The sequence below is a fragment of the Micromonospora citrea genome, from assembly GCF_900090315.1.
Classification (GTDB): domain Bacteria; phylum Actinomycetota; class Actinomycetes; order Mycobacteriales; family Micromonosporaceae; genus Micromonospora; species Micromonospora citrea.
Genome location: NZ_FMHZ01000002.1, coordinates 3,426,308 through 3,440,326, shown reverse-complemented (window position 1 = coordinate 3,440,326; position 14,019 = coordinate 3,426,308). Strand labels below are relative to the sequence as shown.

The 14,019-nt window shown below is 73.7% G+C and carries 12 protein-coding genes and 1 tRNA gene; 8 read left to right on the top strand and 5 right to left on the bottom strand.

Translation table 11 applies throughout. The features are described 5' to 3' along the window. Positions 1 to 54 precede the first annotated feature (54 nt). A tRNA-Leu gene (locus GA0070606_RS15760) sits at positions 55 to 140 on the bottom strand. Between the two features lie 225 nt (positions 141 to 365). On the opposite strand from GA0070606_RS15760, the gene GA0070606_RS15755 reads away from it, so the two are divergent. The 8 genes from GA0070606_RS15755 to GA0070606_RS15720 all read left to right on the top strand — a co-directional run bounded on the left by GA0070606_RS15755 (position 366) and on the right by GA0070606_RS15720 (position 10,155). Then, positions 366 to 1,154 (top strand): FHA domain-containing protein, encoded by a 789-nt coding sequence (locus GA0070606_RS15755; RefSeq protein WP_091100240.1) that lies wholly within the window; start codon positions 366 to 368, stop codon positions 1,152 to 1,154. A gap of 6 nt (positions 1,155 to 1,160) precedes the next feature. Next, on the top strand, positions 1,161 to 1,646 hold the full coding sequence (locus tag GA0070606_RS15750; RefSeq protein WP_091100238.1) for an FHA domain-containing protein FhaB/FipA: 486 nt from the start codon (positions 1,161 to 1,163) through the stop codon (positions 1,644 to 1,646). Then, on the top strand, positions 1,643 to 3,067 hold the full coding sequence (locus GA0070606_RS15745) for a PP2C family protein-serine/threonine phosphatase (RefSeq protein WP_091100234.1): 1,425 nt from the start codon (positions 1,643 to 1,645) through the stop codon (positions 3,065 to 3,067). Before GA0070606_RS15750 ends, GA0070606_RS15745 begins: the two co-directional genes overlap by 4 nt. Positions 3,068 to 3,151: 84 nt before the next feature. Next, positions 3,152 to 4,588: an FtsW/RodA/SpoVE family cell cycle protein gene (locus tag GA0070606_RS15740; protein ID WP_425413098.1), complete on the top strand. Its 1,437-nt coding sequence runs from the start codon at positions 3,152 to 3,154 to the stop codon at positions 4,586 to 4,588. Next, positions 4,585 to 6,090 carry a peptidoglycan D,D-transpeptidase FtsI family protein gene (locus GA0070606_RS15735; protein ID WP_091100227.1) on the top strand — a complete coding sequence of 502 codons (1,506 nt, stop codon included), beginning with the start codon at positions 4,585 to 4,587 and terminating at the stop codon, positions 6,088 to 6,090. Before GA0070606_RS15740 ends, GA0070606_RS15735 begins: the two co-directional genes overlap by 4 nt. Position 6,091: 1 nt before the next feature. Continuing rightward, on the top strand, positions 6,092 to 7,489 hold the full coding sequence (locus tag GA0070606_RS15730; RefSeq protein WP_091100223.1) for a serine/threonine-protein kinase: 1,398 nt from the start codon (positions 6,092 to 6,094) through the stop codon (positions 7,487 to 7,489). After that, positions 7,486 to 9,288: a Stk1 family PASTA domain-containing Ser/Thr kinase gene (pknB, locus tag GA0070606_RS15725; protein ID WP_091100219.1), complete on the top strand. Its 1,803-nt coding sequence runs from the start codon at positions 7,486 to 7,488 to the stop codon at positions 9,286 to 9,288. The genes GA0070606_RS15730 and pknB overlap by 4 nt, the downstream gene beginning before the upstream one ends. A gap of 171 nt (positions 9,289 to 9,459) precedes the next feature. Beyond that, positions 9,460 to 10,155 (top strand): SanA/YdcF family protein, encoded by a 696-nt coding sequence (locus tag GA0070606_RS15720; protein WP_091107782.1) that lies wholly within the window; start codon positions 9,460 to 9,462, stop codon positions 10,153 to 10,155. Between the two features lie 98 nt (positions 10,156 to 10,253). Here GA0070606_RS15720 and GA0070606_RS15715 read toward each other — a convergent pair whose 3' ends face one another. From GA0070606_RS15715 to GA0070606_RS15700, 4 genes are read right to left on the bottom strand one after another with little or no spacing between them, the layout of a single operon-like run. Next, positions 10,254 to 10,904: an aminodeoxychorismate/anthranilate synthase component II gene (locus GA0070606_RS15715; protein WP_091100216.1), complete on the bottom strand. Its 651-nt coding sequence runs from the start codon at positions 10,902 to 10,904 to the stop codon at positions 10,254 to 10,256. 7 nt (positions 10,905 to 10,911) lie between these two features. Further along, positions 10,912 to 11,193 (bottom strand): hypothetical protein, encoded by a 282-nt coding sequence (locus tag GA0070606_RS15710; protein WP_091100214.1) that lies wholly within the window; start codon positions 11,191 to 11,193, stop codon positions 10,912 to 10,914. Between the two features lie 3 nt (positions 11,194 to 11,196). After that, a complete protein-coding gene (locus GA0070606_RS15705; protein ID WP_245724700.1) occupies positions 11,197 to 13,209 on the bottom strand; it encodes a class E sortase in 2,013 nt (670 codons plus the stop codon). Continuing rightward, positions 13,206 to 14,012: a DUF881 domain-containing protein gene (locus GA0070606_RS15700; RefSeq protein ID WP_091100213.1), complete on the bottom strand. Its 807-nt coding sequence runs from the start codon at positions 14,010 to 14,012 to the stop codon at positions 13,206 to 13,208. Before GA0070606_RS15700 ends, GA0070606_RS15705 begins: the two co-directional genes overlap by 4 nt. Positions 14,013 to 14,019: the final 7 nt, after the last annotated feature.

Here is a 14,019-nt window from a genome sequence, read left to right as displayed (position 1 = left end):
GGCACGCCCCGACATGCAGCGAGGGCCCCGCATCGCTGCGGAGCCCTCGCTCTTTGGTGGGGAAGGGGGGAGTTGAACCCCCACGCCCTTTCGGGCACACGGACCTGAACCGTGCGCGTCTGCCATTCCGCCACTTCCCCGTGGCCTGACCTCGAACACTGTAGTCTGTGCCGGTCCTGCTGTCTCCAGCGGGCCCCGGACATCGTACGCGGTCCGTGGTCGTTGCCCCGATCGATTACCCTCCGTGAGGCGGTACCGTTCGTGGCGGACGAAAGAGTAGCACGACAACACGGGCCCTTCCGAACGGGCCGCCGTCAGACGGCCGAGCGGCGTGTGAGCTGCGCGCGCGCCGGCCGGATACCATCATGTCCTCGGGACCCGAGGAGGAGCCGGTGAGCGTGCTGCAACGCTTCGAGAAGCGTCTGGAAGGCCTGGTCGAGGGAGCCTTCGCCAAGGTCTTCAAAGGGGTGGTCCACCCCGTGGAGATCCTCAACGCCATGCAGCGGGAGGCCGAGGCGCACAAGGCGATCCTGGCCGGTGGGCGCACGTTGGTGCCCAACCGCTACGTGATCGATCTCTCGCCCTACGACCACAGTCGGCTGGCGCCGTACGCCGCCGCGCTGGCCCAGGAGCTGGCCCAGTCGCAGGCGGAGTTCATCGGCGAGCAGGCCTGGACGGTCTACGGCGACGTGATCGTCGAGATCGAGCGCGGCGAGGGGCTGGACACCGGCATGTTCCGGGTCACCGCCGAGGTCTACACCGGTGGCGAGGTGGCCCCGGTCTCGGCGCCGGGCTACGACGCCGGCCCGCCCGCCTACCCCGCGTACGACCAGGGCGGCGGCTACGGTCCCCCGCCCGGCCACGGCGGCAGCCGCAACGTGCGGCTGGTCTCCGGCGACGGGCGCACCTACCCCCTCCAGATGGGCTCGACCGTGATCGGCCGCGGCGACCAGGCCAACCTGCGCCTGCCCGACGTCGGCATCTCGCGGCGACACGCCCGGCTGGACTTCGACGGCGGCCAGGTCGTGCTCACCGATCTCGGGTCGACCAACGGCACGATGGTCAACGGCCAGCGGGTCTCCGCCGTCGCGCTCAACCCCGGCGACATGATCCAGCTCGGCACCACGACGCTGACCTTCCGCGTGGACGGCTGACCCGCCTTGCCGGAACTCGTCATCACCGTCGCCCGGTTCGGGTTCCTGATCCTGCTGTGGATCTTCGTGTTCACGGTGGTCGGGGTGATCCGCCGGGACCTGTTCGCGGGCGCCCGGTCGGGCCGGCTGGTGGCCGCCCCACGGGCGGTCGGCGCCTCGCTCGGTCAGGCGGGGAAGCCGGCGAAGGCGAAGCGGGGCAGGGCGGCGCACCAGCTCGTGGTCACCGCCGGCCAGCTGGCGGGCACCCGGATCACCCTCGGGGAAGCGCAGATCACCATCGGTCGGGCCGAGGATTCCACCCTCGTCATCACCGACGACTACGCCTCGGCGCGGCACGCCCGGCTGGTGCCGCGCGACGGGCAGTGGTTCGTCGAGGATCTCGGCTCGACTAACGGCACCTACCTGGATCGCGCTAAGGTCACCGGACCAACCCCCGTCCCCCTCGGCGTGCCGATCCGGATCGGCCGCACTTCTCTCGAATTACGGCCATGACTCTGACCCTGCGCTATGCGGCCCACAGCGACCGCGGTCTGATCCGAGACGGTAACCAGGACTCCGTCTACGCCGGGCCGCGGCTACTCGCCGTCGCCGACGGCATGGGCGGCATGGCCGCCGGTGACGTCGCCAGCAACATCGTCATCGGTGCCATGGCGCCGCTCGACGAGGACGTCCCGGGTGACGCCCTCGTCGACGCGTTGCGATCGGCCGTGGGCACCGCCAACCAGCAGCTCCGCGACACCGTGGACGCCAACCCCCAGCTGGAGGGCATGGGCACCACGCTCACCGCCACCCTCTTCTCCGGCAGCAAGCTGGGCATGGTCCACATCGGCGACTCGCGGGCCTACCTCCTGCGCAACGGTGAGTTCGCGCAGATCACCAAGGACGACACGTACGTCCAGATGCTCGTCGACGAGGGTCGGATCAGCGCCGAGGAGGCGAGCAGCCACCCGCAGCGGTCGCTGCTCACCCGGGCGCTGGACGGCCGCGACATCGACCCGGAATACAGCGTCCGCCAGGTGCTCCCGGGCGACCGCTACCTGATCTGCAGCGACGGCCTCTCGGGTGTGGTCAGCGCCGACACGATCGCCGACACCATGCGCGAGTACGCCGACCCGCAGCAGTGCGTCGAGCGGCTGGTGCAGCTCGCCCTGCGCGGCGGCGGGCCGGACAACATCACGGTGATCATCGCCGACGCCAGCGACCAGGACATCGTCGAGGCGAGCCCGATCGTCGGCGGTGCCGCCGCCCGCGACCGGGGCATGGCGACCTCCGCCGACGTCTCCACCCCCGCCGCCCGCGCGTCCGCGCTCAACGCCCCGCGGCCCCCCGCTCCCGAGGAGCCCGCCGCCGGCGACGACGAGCCGGACCGCCCCAAGCACCGCCCGATGCGCGCCGCCGCGGCGACGCTGGCGCTGCTCGTGCTCCTCGGCGGGGCCGTCTTCGGCGGCTGGAGCTACACCCAGCGGCAGTACTACGTCGGCGCGACCGAGGACGGCCAGGTCGCGGTGTTCCGGGGGATCCAGGGCGAGATCGCCGGCATGGACCTCTCCACCGTGCACTCCACCAGCCCGGCCGACCTGGACGACCTCACGCTGGCCGCGCAGGAGCAGGTCAAGCAGGGCATCCCGGCCAAGAGCGAGCCGGACGCCGAGCGTCGGCTGGCCGAGCTGACCAGCGACAGCCCGACCAACCCGAACCTGAAGCCGGTCTGCCCGCCCAGCCCGAGCGCGGTGGCCGTCACCACCCCGACGCCGACCGCCGGCGCGGCGACGCCCACGCCGACGACCAGCAAGAGCCCGGCGGCCGGCAGCCGTTCGGCGAAGCCGGTCGCGCCGACCACCACGCCCGACGCCACGCCCTCCGACGCCGTCTCGCCGACGCTCGATCCGGCCGCCTGCCGGTCGCCGGAGTGAGCGTCGGTTCGAATCGGAGGACGATCCGTGACCGCAGCGGCCATCCCGGCACCCTCGCCCGCCACCACGGGCGAGCAGCCCGGCGTGCGCCTGGCCCGGTCCCGGCGTAACGCGGAGCTCTCGCTCCTGCTGCTGGCAATGGTGCTGGTGGCGGCGTACGGGGCGATGGTCGAGGCGAACGTGCTCGACACGGTCACCGCCGACTTCTGGCTGCCGGCCGCCGCGCTCACCGCCGTCTTCCTCGGCCTGCACCTGGTGATCCGGTTCCTGGCGCCCTTCGCCGACCCGGCCCTGCTGCCGGCCGTCGCCCTGCTCAACGGCATCGGGGTGGGCTTCCTGCGCCGGCTCGACCTGGGCGACGCCACCCCCGCCGAGCGGGCGGACCTGGCCGTCTTCGCCGGCAACGGTGGCCGACAACTGGCCTGGACGCTCCTGTCGGTGATCCTCGCGGCGGGGCTGCTCGTCGTGATGCGCGACCACCGTTCGATCTCCCGCTACGCCTACACCCTGGGGCTGGCCGGCATCGTGCTGGTGATGATCCCGGCGGTGCTGCCGAGCCGGTTCTCCGAGATCAACGGCGCGAAGCTGTGGATCAAGTTCGGCGACAGCTTCTCGATCCAGCCCGGTGAGTTCGCCAAGCTGGCGCTGCTGGTCTTCTTCGCCTACTACCTCGTGCGCAAGCGTGAGGTGCTGTCGCTGGCGAGCCGCCGCTTCCTCGGCATCGACTTCCCGCGCGGGCGCGACCTCGGCCCGGTGGTCGCGGTCTGGCTGGTCAGCGTCCTGGTCCTCGTCTTCGAGAAGGACCTGGGCACCTCGCTGCTCTACTTCGGCATGTTCGTGGTGACGCTCTACATCGCCACCGAACGGGTCAGCTGGCTGCTCATCGGCCTGGTGCTCTTCTTCGGCGGCGCCTACCTGGCGTACGTCCTCGGCGACCTCGTCGGCGGGCCGTTCGCGAACTTCTACCTGCGGGCGCAGATCTGGCTGGACCCGTTCGCGGACCCCTACGAGGACGGCTACCAGCTGGTGCAGGGCCTGCTCGCGCTCGGCACCGGCGGCATGTTCGGCGCCGGGCCGGGCGGCGGCCAGCCGGGCAAACTGCCCGAGGTGCAGAACGACTTCATCTTCGCCGGCATCGGCGAGGAGATCGGGCTGTTCGGCCTCTCCGCGCTGCTCGTCGTCTATCTGCTGATCGTCGAGCGGGGGCTGCGGGCGGCCCTGGCGGTCCGCGACTCCTTCGGCAAGCTGCTCGCCGGCGGCCTGGCCTTCACCCTCGGGCTCCAGGTCTTCGTGATCGTCGGCGGGATCAGCAAGCTCATCCCGCTCACCGGCCAGACCACCCCGTTCCTCTCCGCCGGCGGCTCGTCGCTGATGGCCAACTGGCTGCTCATCGCGGTGCTGCTCCGGATCTCCGACGGGGCCCGCCGGCCGGTCGGCGGCGGTGGCGGCAAGGCGGCCCGACCGTCCGGCGGCCCGCCGGAGCAGCTGCACGGTGCCCCCACGGAGGTGATCAGGCCGTGAACGCACCCCTGCGCCGCGTCGGCGTCGTCGTGATGGTCCTCTTCGGGTTGCTCTTCGCCAACCTCAACTGGATCCAGGCCTACAAGGCTGACGAATACCGCACCAGCGACTACAACGGCCGGGTCCAGGTCGCCGAGTACGAGCGCAAGCGCGGCAACATCGAGGCCGGCGGCACCGCGCTCGCCACCAGCAAGGAGACCAACGGCGAACTGAAGTACCGCCGCACCTACCCGGCCGGGGCGAAGTACGCGCACGTCCTCGGCTACAAGCCGGTCAACCTCGCCGACACCGGCATCGAGAAGTTCGAGAACGACTTCCTGGCGGGCACCAGCGACGCGCTGATCGCCAACCGGGTCAAGGACATGTTCACCGGCAACGACACGGGCGGCGGCAACGTGCTGCTCACCCTCTCGAAGCGGGCGCAGGACGTCGCGTACGAGCAGTTGCGGAACAACCGGCTCGACGTGCCGAGGGGCGCGGCGGTCGCCGTCGACCCGCGTACCGGGGCGGTGCAGGCGCTCGTCTCCATCCCGAGCTACGATCCCAACCCGCTGGCCAGCCACGACACCGAAGAGGCGACGGCCGCGTACAACAAGCTGGAGGGTGACCCGGCCGGCCCGCTGAAGAACCGGGCGATCGGCGAGGTGCTGCCGCCGGGCTCCACCTTCAAGATCGTGGTGGCCGCCGCGGCGCTCGAGAGCGGCATCGGCCAGGAGACCAGCATTCCGGCCGGGTCGAGCTGGACCCCGCCGACCTCGGGCACCCCGATCCGCAACGCGGCGGCGTCGATCTGCCCGCAGGACGAGGTCAGCCTCAAGACGGCCGTGACCTACTCGTGCAACACCGGTTTCGCGAAGCTCGGTGTCAAGCTCGGCGCCGACAAGATCAAGGAAAAGGCCCGGCAGTTCGGCTTCGAGCAGGAGGACCTCACCGTCGGCCAGCTCGGCGAGGGCGGTCACCCGGTGGCGGCTAGCCGGACCGGCGACATGCAGAACCCGGACGGCAGCACCGACCCGGCCGCGTTGGCGCAGTCCTCGATCGGCCAGAACAACGTGCGGATGACCCCGCTCCAGGGCGCCATGATCGCCGCGGCCGTCGCCAACGACGGCAGCCAGATGCGGCCGTACGTGGTCCGCCAGCTGCTCGCCCCCGACCGCACCACCAGCTACTACACCGCCAAGCCCAAGGAGCTGCGGCAGCCGGTCAACGGTCAGGTCGCCGACGACCTGCGGGAGATGATGGTCAGCGTCGTCGAACGCGGGTCCGGCACGAACGCGCAGATCGACGGCTACACCGTCGGGGGCAAGACCGGCACCGCCCAGTCCGCCCCGGACCGGCCCGACCACGGCTGGTTCATCGGCTTCGCCCTCGACAAGAACGGCAATCCGGTCTCCGCGGTCTGCGTGGTGCTGGAGCAGGCGGGGCAGGGTGGCAGCGCCGAGGCGGCCCGGATCGCCGGGCAGATCATGCGGGCCGCCATCGCCGACCCCGGGGGCCGCTGACATGCTCAGTCCCGGGGTGCAGCTCGGCAACCGCTACCGCCTCGACGAGCGGATCGCCAGCGGTGGCATGGGCGACGTCTGGCGCGGCACCGACCAGGTGCTCGGCCGGACGGTCGCGGTCAAGAGCCTGCTCCCCGCGTTGCTCGACGACCCCGACTTCGCCGAGCGGTTCCGCGGCGAGGCCCGCACGATGGCCACGATCAACCACCCCGGCGTGGTCGACGTCTACGACTTCGGCAACGACCAGCAGATCGCCTTCCTGGTGATGGAGTACGTCGAGGGCGACGCGCTGTCGGCCACCCTGGCCCGGGTCGGCCGGCTCACCCCGGCCCGGACGATGGCGCTGGTCGCCCAGGCCGCCGACGCGCTGCACGCGGCCCACGTGAAGGGCATCGTGCACCGGGACGTGAAGCCGGGCAACCTGCTGGTCCGGCCCAACGGCACCCTGGTGCTGACCGACTTCGGCATCGCCCGGTCGGAGCTGGTCGCCCAGCTCACCGCTGCCGGCTCGGTGCTCGGCACCGCCTCGTACATCTCCCCCGAGCAGGCCACCGGCGGCGTCGCCACACCCGCCTCCGACGTCTACGCGCTCGGCGTGGTGGCCTACCAGTGCCTTGCCGGCCGGCGCCCGTTCGAGGGCGAGAATCCCCTCGAGATCGCCATGCGGCACGTCCGGGAGACCCCCCGACCGCTGCCCGCCGACATCCCGCCGCCGGTGCGCGCCGTGGTGGAGCGGGCGCTCGCGAAGGATCCGGCCGCCCGCTGGCCCAGCGCCGCGGCGCTGGCCGGGGTGGCTCGGCAGTTGAAGGCGCAGCTCTCCCAGCAGGCCCGCGCCGGTGGTCGTCCGGTCTCCGGGGCCCCCGCGTCGCCGGCCGCCCCGCCCGGCCGCGCCCAGGTGCCGACGGCCCGCCCGCCGGTGTCCCCGCACCGGCCGCCGCCCGCCGTTCCGCAGCCGCCGCGCCCGCTGGCGGCGGCGCCCCGCCCGGCCGTCGCGCCGCACCGCCCCACGGTGGTCGCGCCCGCCGCGCCGGTGTCCCGCCCGCCCGTCGCCCCGCCCGGCTATCCGCGCGGCGCCGCGCCCGTGCCGCCGGCCCGTCCGATGGCGTACGCGGGGCAGGCCGCGCCTCCGGCGCCCCCGCCGGGCGGGCAGCGGTCCCGGCCCGGGATGGTGTTGCTCGCCATCCTCCTGGCCGTACTGGTCCTGGTCTGCTCCGGCGTGATTTCCTACAAGCTGCGGGAGCAGTCGCAGCAGTCCGGCCCGGTCGCCCCGCAGACGGTGACGTCCGGCGCGCTGCGGCCCGACGGACGCGACGATCCGGCCGGAACGTCGTACCGTCGACAGGAACTGCCCCGGCCGGGCGGCGACGAGACGACGAGCGAAGGACGACAGACGCGATGACAGCGCAGGCCCGCCTGCTCGGTGGCAGGTACCAGGTCGGCGAGCTCCTCGGCTACGGCGGCATGGCCGAGGTGCACCGCGGTCGCGATCTCCGGCTCGGTCGGGACGTCGCGATCAAGATGCTCCGGACCGACCTCGCCCGGGACGCCACCTTCCAGATGCGGTTCCGCCGCGAGGCGCAGAACGCCGCGTCCCTCAACCACCCGGCGATCGTCGCCGTCTACGACACCGGCGAGGAGACCGCGCCGACCGGCGAGACGCTGCCGTTCATCGTGATGGAGTTCGTCAACGGGCGGACCCTTAAGGAGGTCCTCGGCGTCGAGGGGCGGCTCCAGCCGCGCCGGGCGCTGGAGATCTGCGCGGACATGTGCGCGGCGCTGGAGTTCAGCCACCGGCACGGCATCATCCACCGCGACATCAAGCCCGGCAACGTGATGCTCACCCAGACCGGCCAGGTCAAGGTGATGGACTTCGGCATCGCCCGGGCGCTGGCCAGCGGTGCCACCACGATGACCCAGACCAGCGCGGTGATCGGCACGGCACAGTATCTTTCGCCGGAGCAGGCGCGGGGCGAGGCCGTCGACGCCCGCTCCGACGTCTACGCCGCCGGCTGCGTGCTCTTCGAGCTGCTCTGCGGGCATCCGCCGTTCGTCGGGGACAGCCCGGTCAGCGTGGCCTACCAGCACGTGCGGGAGGCCCCGCCGACCCCCAGCGACATCAACCCCGACGTGAACCCCGCGGTCGACGCGATCGTGCTCAAGGCGCTGTCGAAGAACCCGCTCAACCGCTACCAGAGCGCCGGCGAGATGCGGGCCGACCTGCTCCGCGCGGCCGCCGGCCGCCCGGTGATGGCGACCCCGGTCCTGCCGCAGGACGAGACGACGCAGCTCGCCCCGGCCGCCGGTGGCTACGCGGGCGCGCCCGGCGCCCCGCAGACCCGGCAGATGCCGGCCCGGGTCGGCGACCCGCGCCGCCGCAGGGCGTCGTCCTGGCTGATCGCGACGTTCGCCGCGGTGGGCGTGCTCGCCGTGATCGCCCTCGCCGCCGCCCTGCTGAACCAGGGCGAGGACCGGGTCACCGTCCCGACGGTGACCGGCCTGACCCAGCAGGAGGCGTTCGCCCGGATCGAGCAGGCCACCCTGGTGCCCAGGGCGGGCGAGCAGGTCTTCAACGCCACCTGCAAGAGGGGCGAGGTGGTCAACCAGACGCCGACCGGCAACTCCTCCCTGGAGCCCAACCAGGAGGTCGTCGTCCAGGTCTGCGGCGGCCCGGCCACGGTGGCCATCCCGATCGGCCTGAAGGGCGCCACCTACGAGAACGCGAAGCAGCGGCTCGAGGCGGCGGGCTTCCAGGTCAAGAAGGAGTCGAAGGACAGCGCCCAGCAGGAGGGCATCGTCCTGGAGGTGTCGCCCGAGGAGGGCAAGCCGGTCGCCGAGAAGACCGTCGTGACCCTCACCGTCTCCAAGGGCAACGTCGGCCGGGTGCCGAACGTGGTGGGCTCCACCGAGGAGGACGCCAAGGAGGAGCTGGAGGACGCCGGCTACGACGTCGACGTCGAGCAGGGCCGGGAGGTGCCGGAGGCCGAGGCCGGCCGGGTCCTCTCGCAGAACCCGCGGCCCGGCTCGAACCTCGCGAAGGGCAGGACCGTGACCATCACGGTCAGCGTCCCGGCGGCCGATCCGTCGCCGACCAACTCACCGAGCGGTTCGCCGAGCAGCTCGCCCTCCACCCCGGGCACCGGGGGCGGCGGTGGTTTCCCGCTGCCGACCACCCCACCGATCCGGCTTCCCGAGCGGTGACCCCGGCGGGCACCGCCGTGCGGTCCCGTCGGCGGGCGGTGCCGGCCGGCGTGCGGACCGCGCGGGGTCGGCCGGGGCTCCTCGCGTGGTGACTGACCGGGCGACCGCCGGCCGGGACGCTGCGGGGCTGGGTACGACGGTGACGAACGGGACGACCGCCCGGTGCCGCCCGTGACGGGGGCAGCGGGGCCGGAGGGCCGGTCGCCCCGCCGGCGGCGACGCCTGATCCGCGTCGCGGTCATCGGTCTGGCCGCGCTGCTGCTCGCCAGCCTGCCCTGGCTGTGGACGACTGTCGCCGCCCGCGGCCACCTGCACGACGAGGCCGACGCACCGGCCGCCGATGTGGTGATCGTCCTCGGCACGGCGGTGGCGGCGGACCGTAGCCAACCCGGGGACCGGCTCACCGGGCGGCTGGAGACCGCCGCCGAGCTGGTGCACAGCGGGCGGGCCCGGGTGGTCCTCGTGTCGGGCGACGGGGGCGGCACGTCCGGCGACGAACCGACGGTGATGACCGCCTACCTGACCGAGCGGCTGGGCGTCGATCCGCGGCGCGTCGTGGCCGACCCGTACGGCCTGGACACCTACGACAGCTGCGCCCGGGCGCGCGACGTGTACGGGGTCGAGCGGGCCCTGGTCGTGACCCAGTCCTACCACCTGTCCCGGGCGGTGACGCTGTGTCGGCACCTCGGCGTCGACGCCGAGGGGGTGACCGCCCGCTGCACCGGCTGCGGGCCCGTCCTGCTCGTCGGGAAGGCCGCCCGCGACTACTTCGCCAGCGGCAAGGCGGCGTGGGACGCGGTTCGTCGCCGGCCGCCCGCCGTCAGCTCACCGGCCGACCCGGCGGTCCGGGAGGCGCTGAAGGGCTGACCGAACCGGCCCGGACGGACCGGCCGCGCGGCAGTTTCAGTCGGACGGCAGAGGGCGCGGCAGCCTCGGCAGGGCGGCGGAGGGGGCGCGGAGCAGCCTCAGCCGGCGGCGAAGGCGGCGCGGCGGCGCGCGTCCACCTCGGCGGCCAGCTCCGGGGCGCGCTCCAGCGCCTCCGGGTGGCCGCAGGCGGCGAGCCAGTTGGCCAGCATGAGGTGACCGCCCTCGGTCAGCACGGACTCCGGGTGGAACTGGACGCCCTCGATCGGCAGGGTCCGGTGGCGCATCGCCATCACCACCCCGGAGCCGGTCCAGCCGGTGACCTCCAGCTCCTCGGGCAGCGTCTCGGGCAGCACCGCGAGCGAGTGGTAGCGGGTCGCGGTGAACGGGTCCGGCAGACCGGCGAGCACCCCGACCCCTTGGTGGTGGACCTCCGAGGTCTTGCCGTGCAGCAGCTCCGGGGCGCGGGTCACCGTGGCGCCGAACGCCTCGCCGATGGCCTGGTGCCCGAGGCAGACACCGAAGATCGGCAGCTCGCCCGCGTACCGGCGGATGACGTCGAGGCAGACGCCGGCCCGGTCGGGGCTGCCCGGACCGGGCGACAGCAGTACGCCGGCCGCGCCGACCCCGCCCACCTCGGCGACGTCGATCTCGTCGTTGCGCCGGACCTCGCATTCCACGCCGAGCTGGCCCAGGTACTGCACCAGGTTGAACACGAACGAGTCGTAGTTGTCGATCACCAGGACACGCATCAGGGGCTCACTCGTTCGGCGATGGGGGCGGGGTGTTGTTCCGCTCGGTGTCGTACGGCAGGTCGTGCCCGTCGCCGGGCTCGGACTCCCCGTCGCCGCCCGGCACCACGTCACCGGCGGGATCGCCGGAGTCCTGGGTCACCTGCACGTCGTCGAAGGGCAGCAGGGGCTCGGCCCACGGGAAGACCACGTACCAGAGCAGGGCCATCATCGCGCTGGCGATGAGGAGGCTGCCGACGAGCTTGCCGGGCAGCCCGAAGGGGAGCTTGCGCCAGATCCAGCCGTACACCGCCTAGCCTCCCAGTTCCGTCGGCCGGCCCGCCGACTTGGGCTGGGTACGCGCCAGTTCGGCGTGGATGATCAGGCGCTGGTAGTTGTCGAACTTCGGGTTGCAGGTGGTCAGGGTGAGCATCCGCTTGGTCGCCTTCTGCCCGGGCTTGCCCGGCACGGGCGCCACCACCTCGACCTGCGTGGGCCGGACGATCCGGCTCTGGGTCACGGTGTAGACGTACCACTCGGTCTTGCTCTCCACCACGATGGCGTCGCCGTCGGCGAGCTCGTCGAGCCGCCAGAAGGTGGCCCGGTTGCGGTGCCCGGCGACGGAGAAGTTGCCCACCTGACCCGGCAGCGCGCTGGACGGGTAGTGGCCGGGCGCGTACCGGATGTCCTTCTGGGTGACGCCCTCGACCACCACCCAGTTCTTGTCCAGCTTGGGGATGTAGAGCCCCGCGATCGGCTTGCCCTGCACCGGGGGCTTCGGCTTGGTGGACGCGCTGGCCGACGGCGCGACAGTCGGGTCGCCCTCCGGGCCCCACGCCTGCGCCAACTGCTGGCTGAGGTCGTTCTGGTGCGCGTCGACGATCGCCGACTTGCCCCACACCTCGTAGCCGGCGAAGAGCAGCACCACCATGCCGAAGGTGATCAGCACCTCGCCGGTGACGCGGATGCCGGTGCGCAGCCGCGAGCCCAGCGTGGGCCGGGTGAGCTCGGAGTAGACGCTCTTGTAGCCCTCGCCGGTCTGCTCGGGGCGGAGCTGGACGACCCGCTCGCCCCGGCGCGGCCGAGGCTGCTCGGCAGGAGCGTTCGAGGTGCCCGGCTCGTCGGTCTTCGGGGGGCGCGGCACGGCCCCCATCAGGGCGGTCGACTCGACGAGGGCGGCCTGACCGCCGCCCGGCGTACGCCCGGAGACCGCCGGGATCACGGCGGTGGCCCCGGGGTCGGCGGAGCGGTCGGACGCGGCCGGCGACACGGGGGCGGACGGCCCGGCGGGCCGCGCGCCGGCCGGCGGGATGAAGGCGGTGGGCCCGTCGGTGGTCGGCGGGCCGGCCTGGGCGGCGGGGCGGTCGACGGACGGGCGGTGGGGGTGTCCGCCGCCCTGGCCGGCGCCCCCGGCGGGGTCCGGTTGCCGGACGGCGTCGGCCGGCGACGCCGGCTGCGGTGGGGTGGCCGGCCGGACCGGGCCGCCACCCGGCCAGGACGGCGGCCCGCCGGCCTCCCGGCCGGCGGGCGGCCCGAAGTCGGCGGGGCCGGTGCCCGGACGGTGCTGGGCGTGGCCGCTGAGCGGGTCGAAGTCGGCGCGCCCGAAGTCCGTGCGCCCGGTGGTCGGCCGGTCGTCGGCGTGCCCGCTGGGCGGCTCGAAGTCGGCGCGCCCGAAGTCGGCGCGCCCAGAGTCCGTGCGCCCGAAGTCCGTGCGCCCGAAGTCTGTGCGGCCGGTGGTCGGCCGGTGGTCGGCGTGGCCGCCGGGTGGGCCGAGGTCGGCGTGCCCGAAGTCCATGCGGCCGGTGGTCGGGCGGTCGTCGGCATGGTCGGTGCGCCCGGCGAACGGACGGTGGTCGCTGCGGCCGGCGGGCGGCCCGAGGTCCGTGGGGCCGGTCGCCGGCCGGCTGTCGACGTGGCCCGTGGGCGGGCCGAAGCCGGTGGGACCGGGGCGGCCGGTGCCTGGGCGGCCCGGATCGGCGGGCCGGGGCGGGTTGGTGGCGGGTCGGGCCTGCTCCGGGCCGGGAGCGAAGCGGCCGGGGTTCGCCGGCCGACCCGGCTCGCGCGCCGGGTCGGCGAATCGGGCGGCGTCGGCATGGCGGGTCGGGTCGGGCGCCGCGTGCGGCCAACCGGCGGGCGGGCGACCGTCGTCGGTCGACGGGCCGGGACCGTGCGGACGGGGCAGCACCGGCTCCGGCCAGGCTCCGGCCGGGGCGGGGCGCGTCGGGGCGGGCCGGTCGACCCTGGGCAGGAACGCCGTGGGGCCGTCACCCTGGTCGCGGTGACGGCCGTCGCGCTCATCCGACCAGTCGTCGGGCACGCGGTTCACCGTGGCACCGTCGCCGACCGCAGTGTGGTCGAATCCTCGAACGCCGGCACGGTCACGTTGGAGACGGTCTCCTTGTAACCGAGCTTGTAGTCGTCGACCAGGTCCCTGAACAACCGGACTCCCTCGGAGTCGGCGAGGGCCCGCTGGAGGGCGGCGGGATCGCCGATTGCTACGATCTTGAATGGTGGGGAGTACACCCGGCCGTGTAGCAGCAGGGTGTTACCCACGCAGCGTACCGCGCTGGTCGACAGCACGCGGACGTTCATGATGGACATGGCCTCGGCGCCACCCGCCCAGAGCGCGTTCACCACCGCCTGCACGTCCCCCTGGTGGACGACCAGGTCGTCGTTGGTGGCCCCGGCGGGCAGGGAGCCGTCGTTGCTGCGGGGGGCGTCGTTGAGTTCCACCGTCACCCCGGGGCCGGTGAGCGCCGTGAACCCGGCGGCCTCCCGGCTGGCGGCCGCCCGGTCCTGCTGCTCCTTGATCGGGCCGCCCGCGCTGGCCAGCGCGGTGGTGCGGTCCTCGACCTCCCCGCGCAGCGCGGCGGCGCGCTGCTCGTTGGCGGCCACCTCCGCCCGGCGGTCCTCGATCAACTGGTTGAGCTGGGGCCGTCGGTCCTCCCGCAGGGCCGTGCCGCCGGCCGTGGTGGCCGTGGTGGTGAAGAGCAACCCTGCCGCGGCGGCGATCAGCGGCACCCCGATCGACCAGCCCGGCCGTCGCTGCCGTGGGCGCCGTGGCAGGAGGCCGGCGATCGCCCGCCGGAGGACCTTCTGCCAGGAGGCCGCGCCGGATGTGTACTCCACCGAGCGT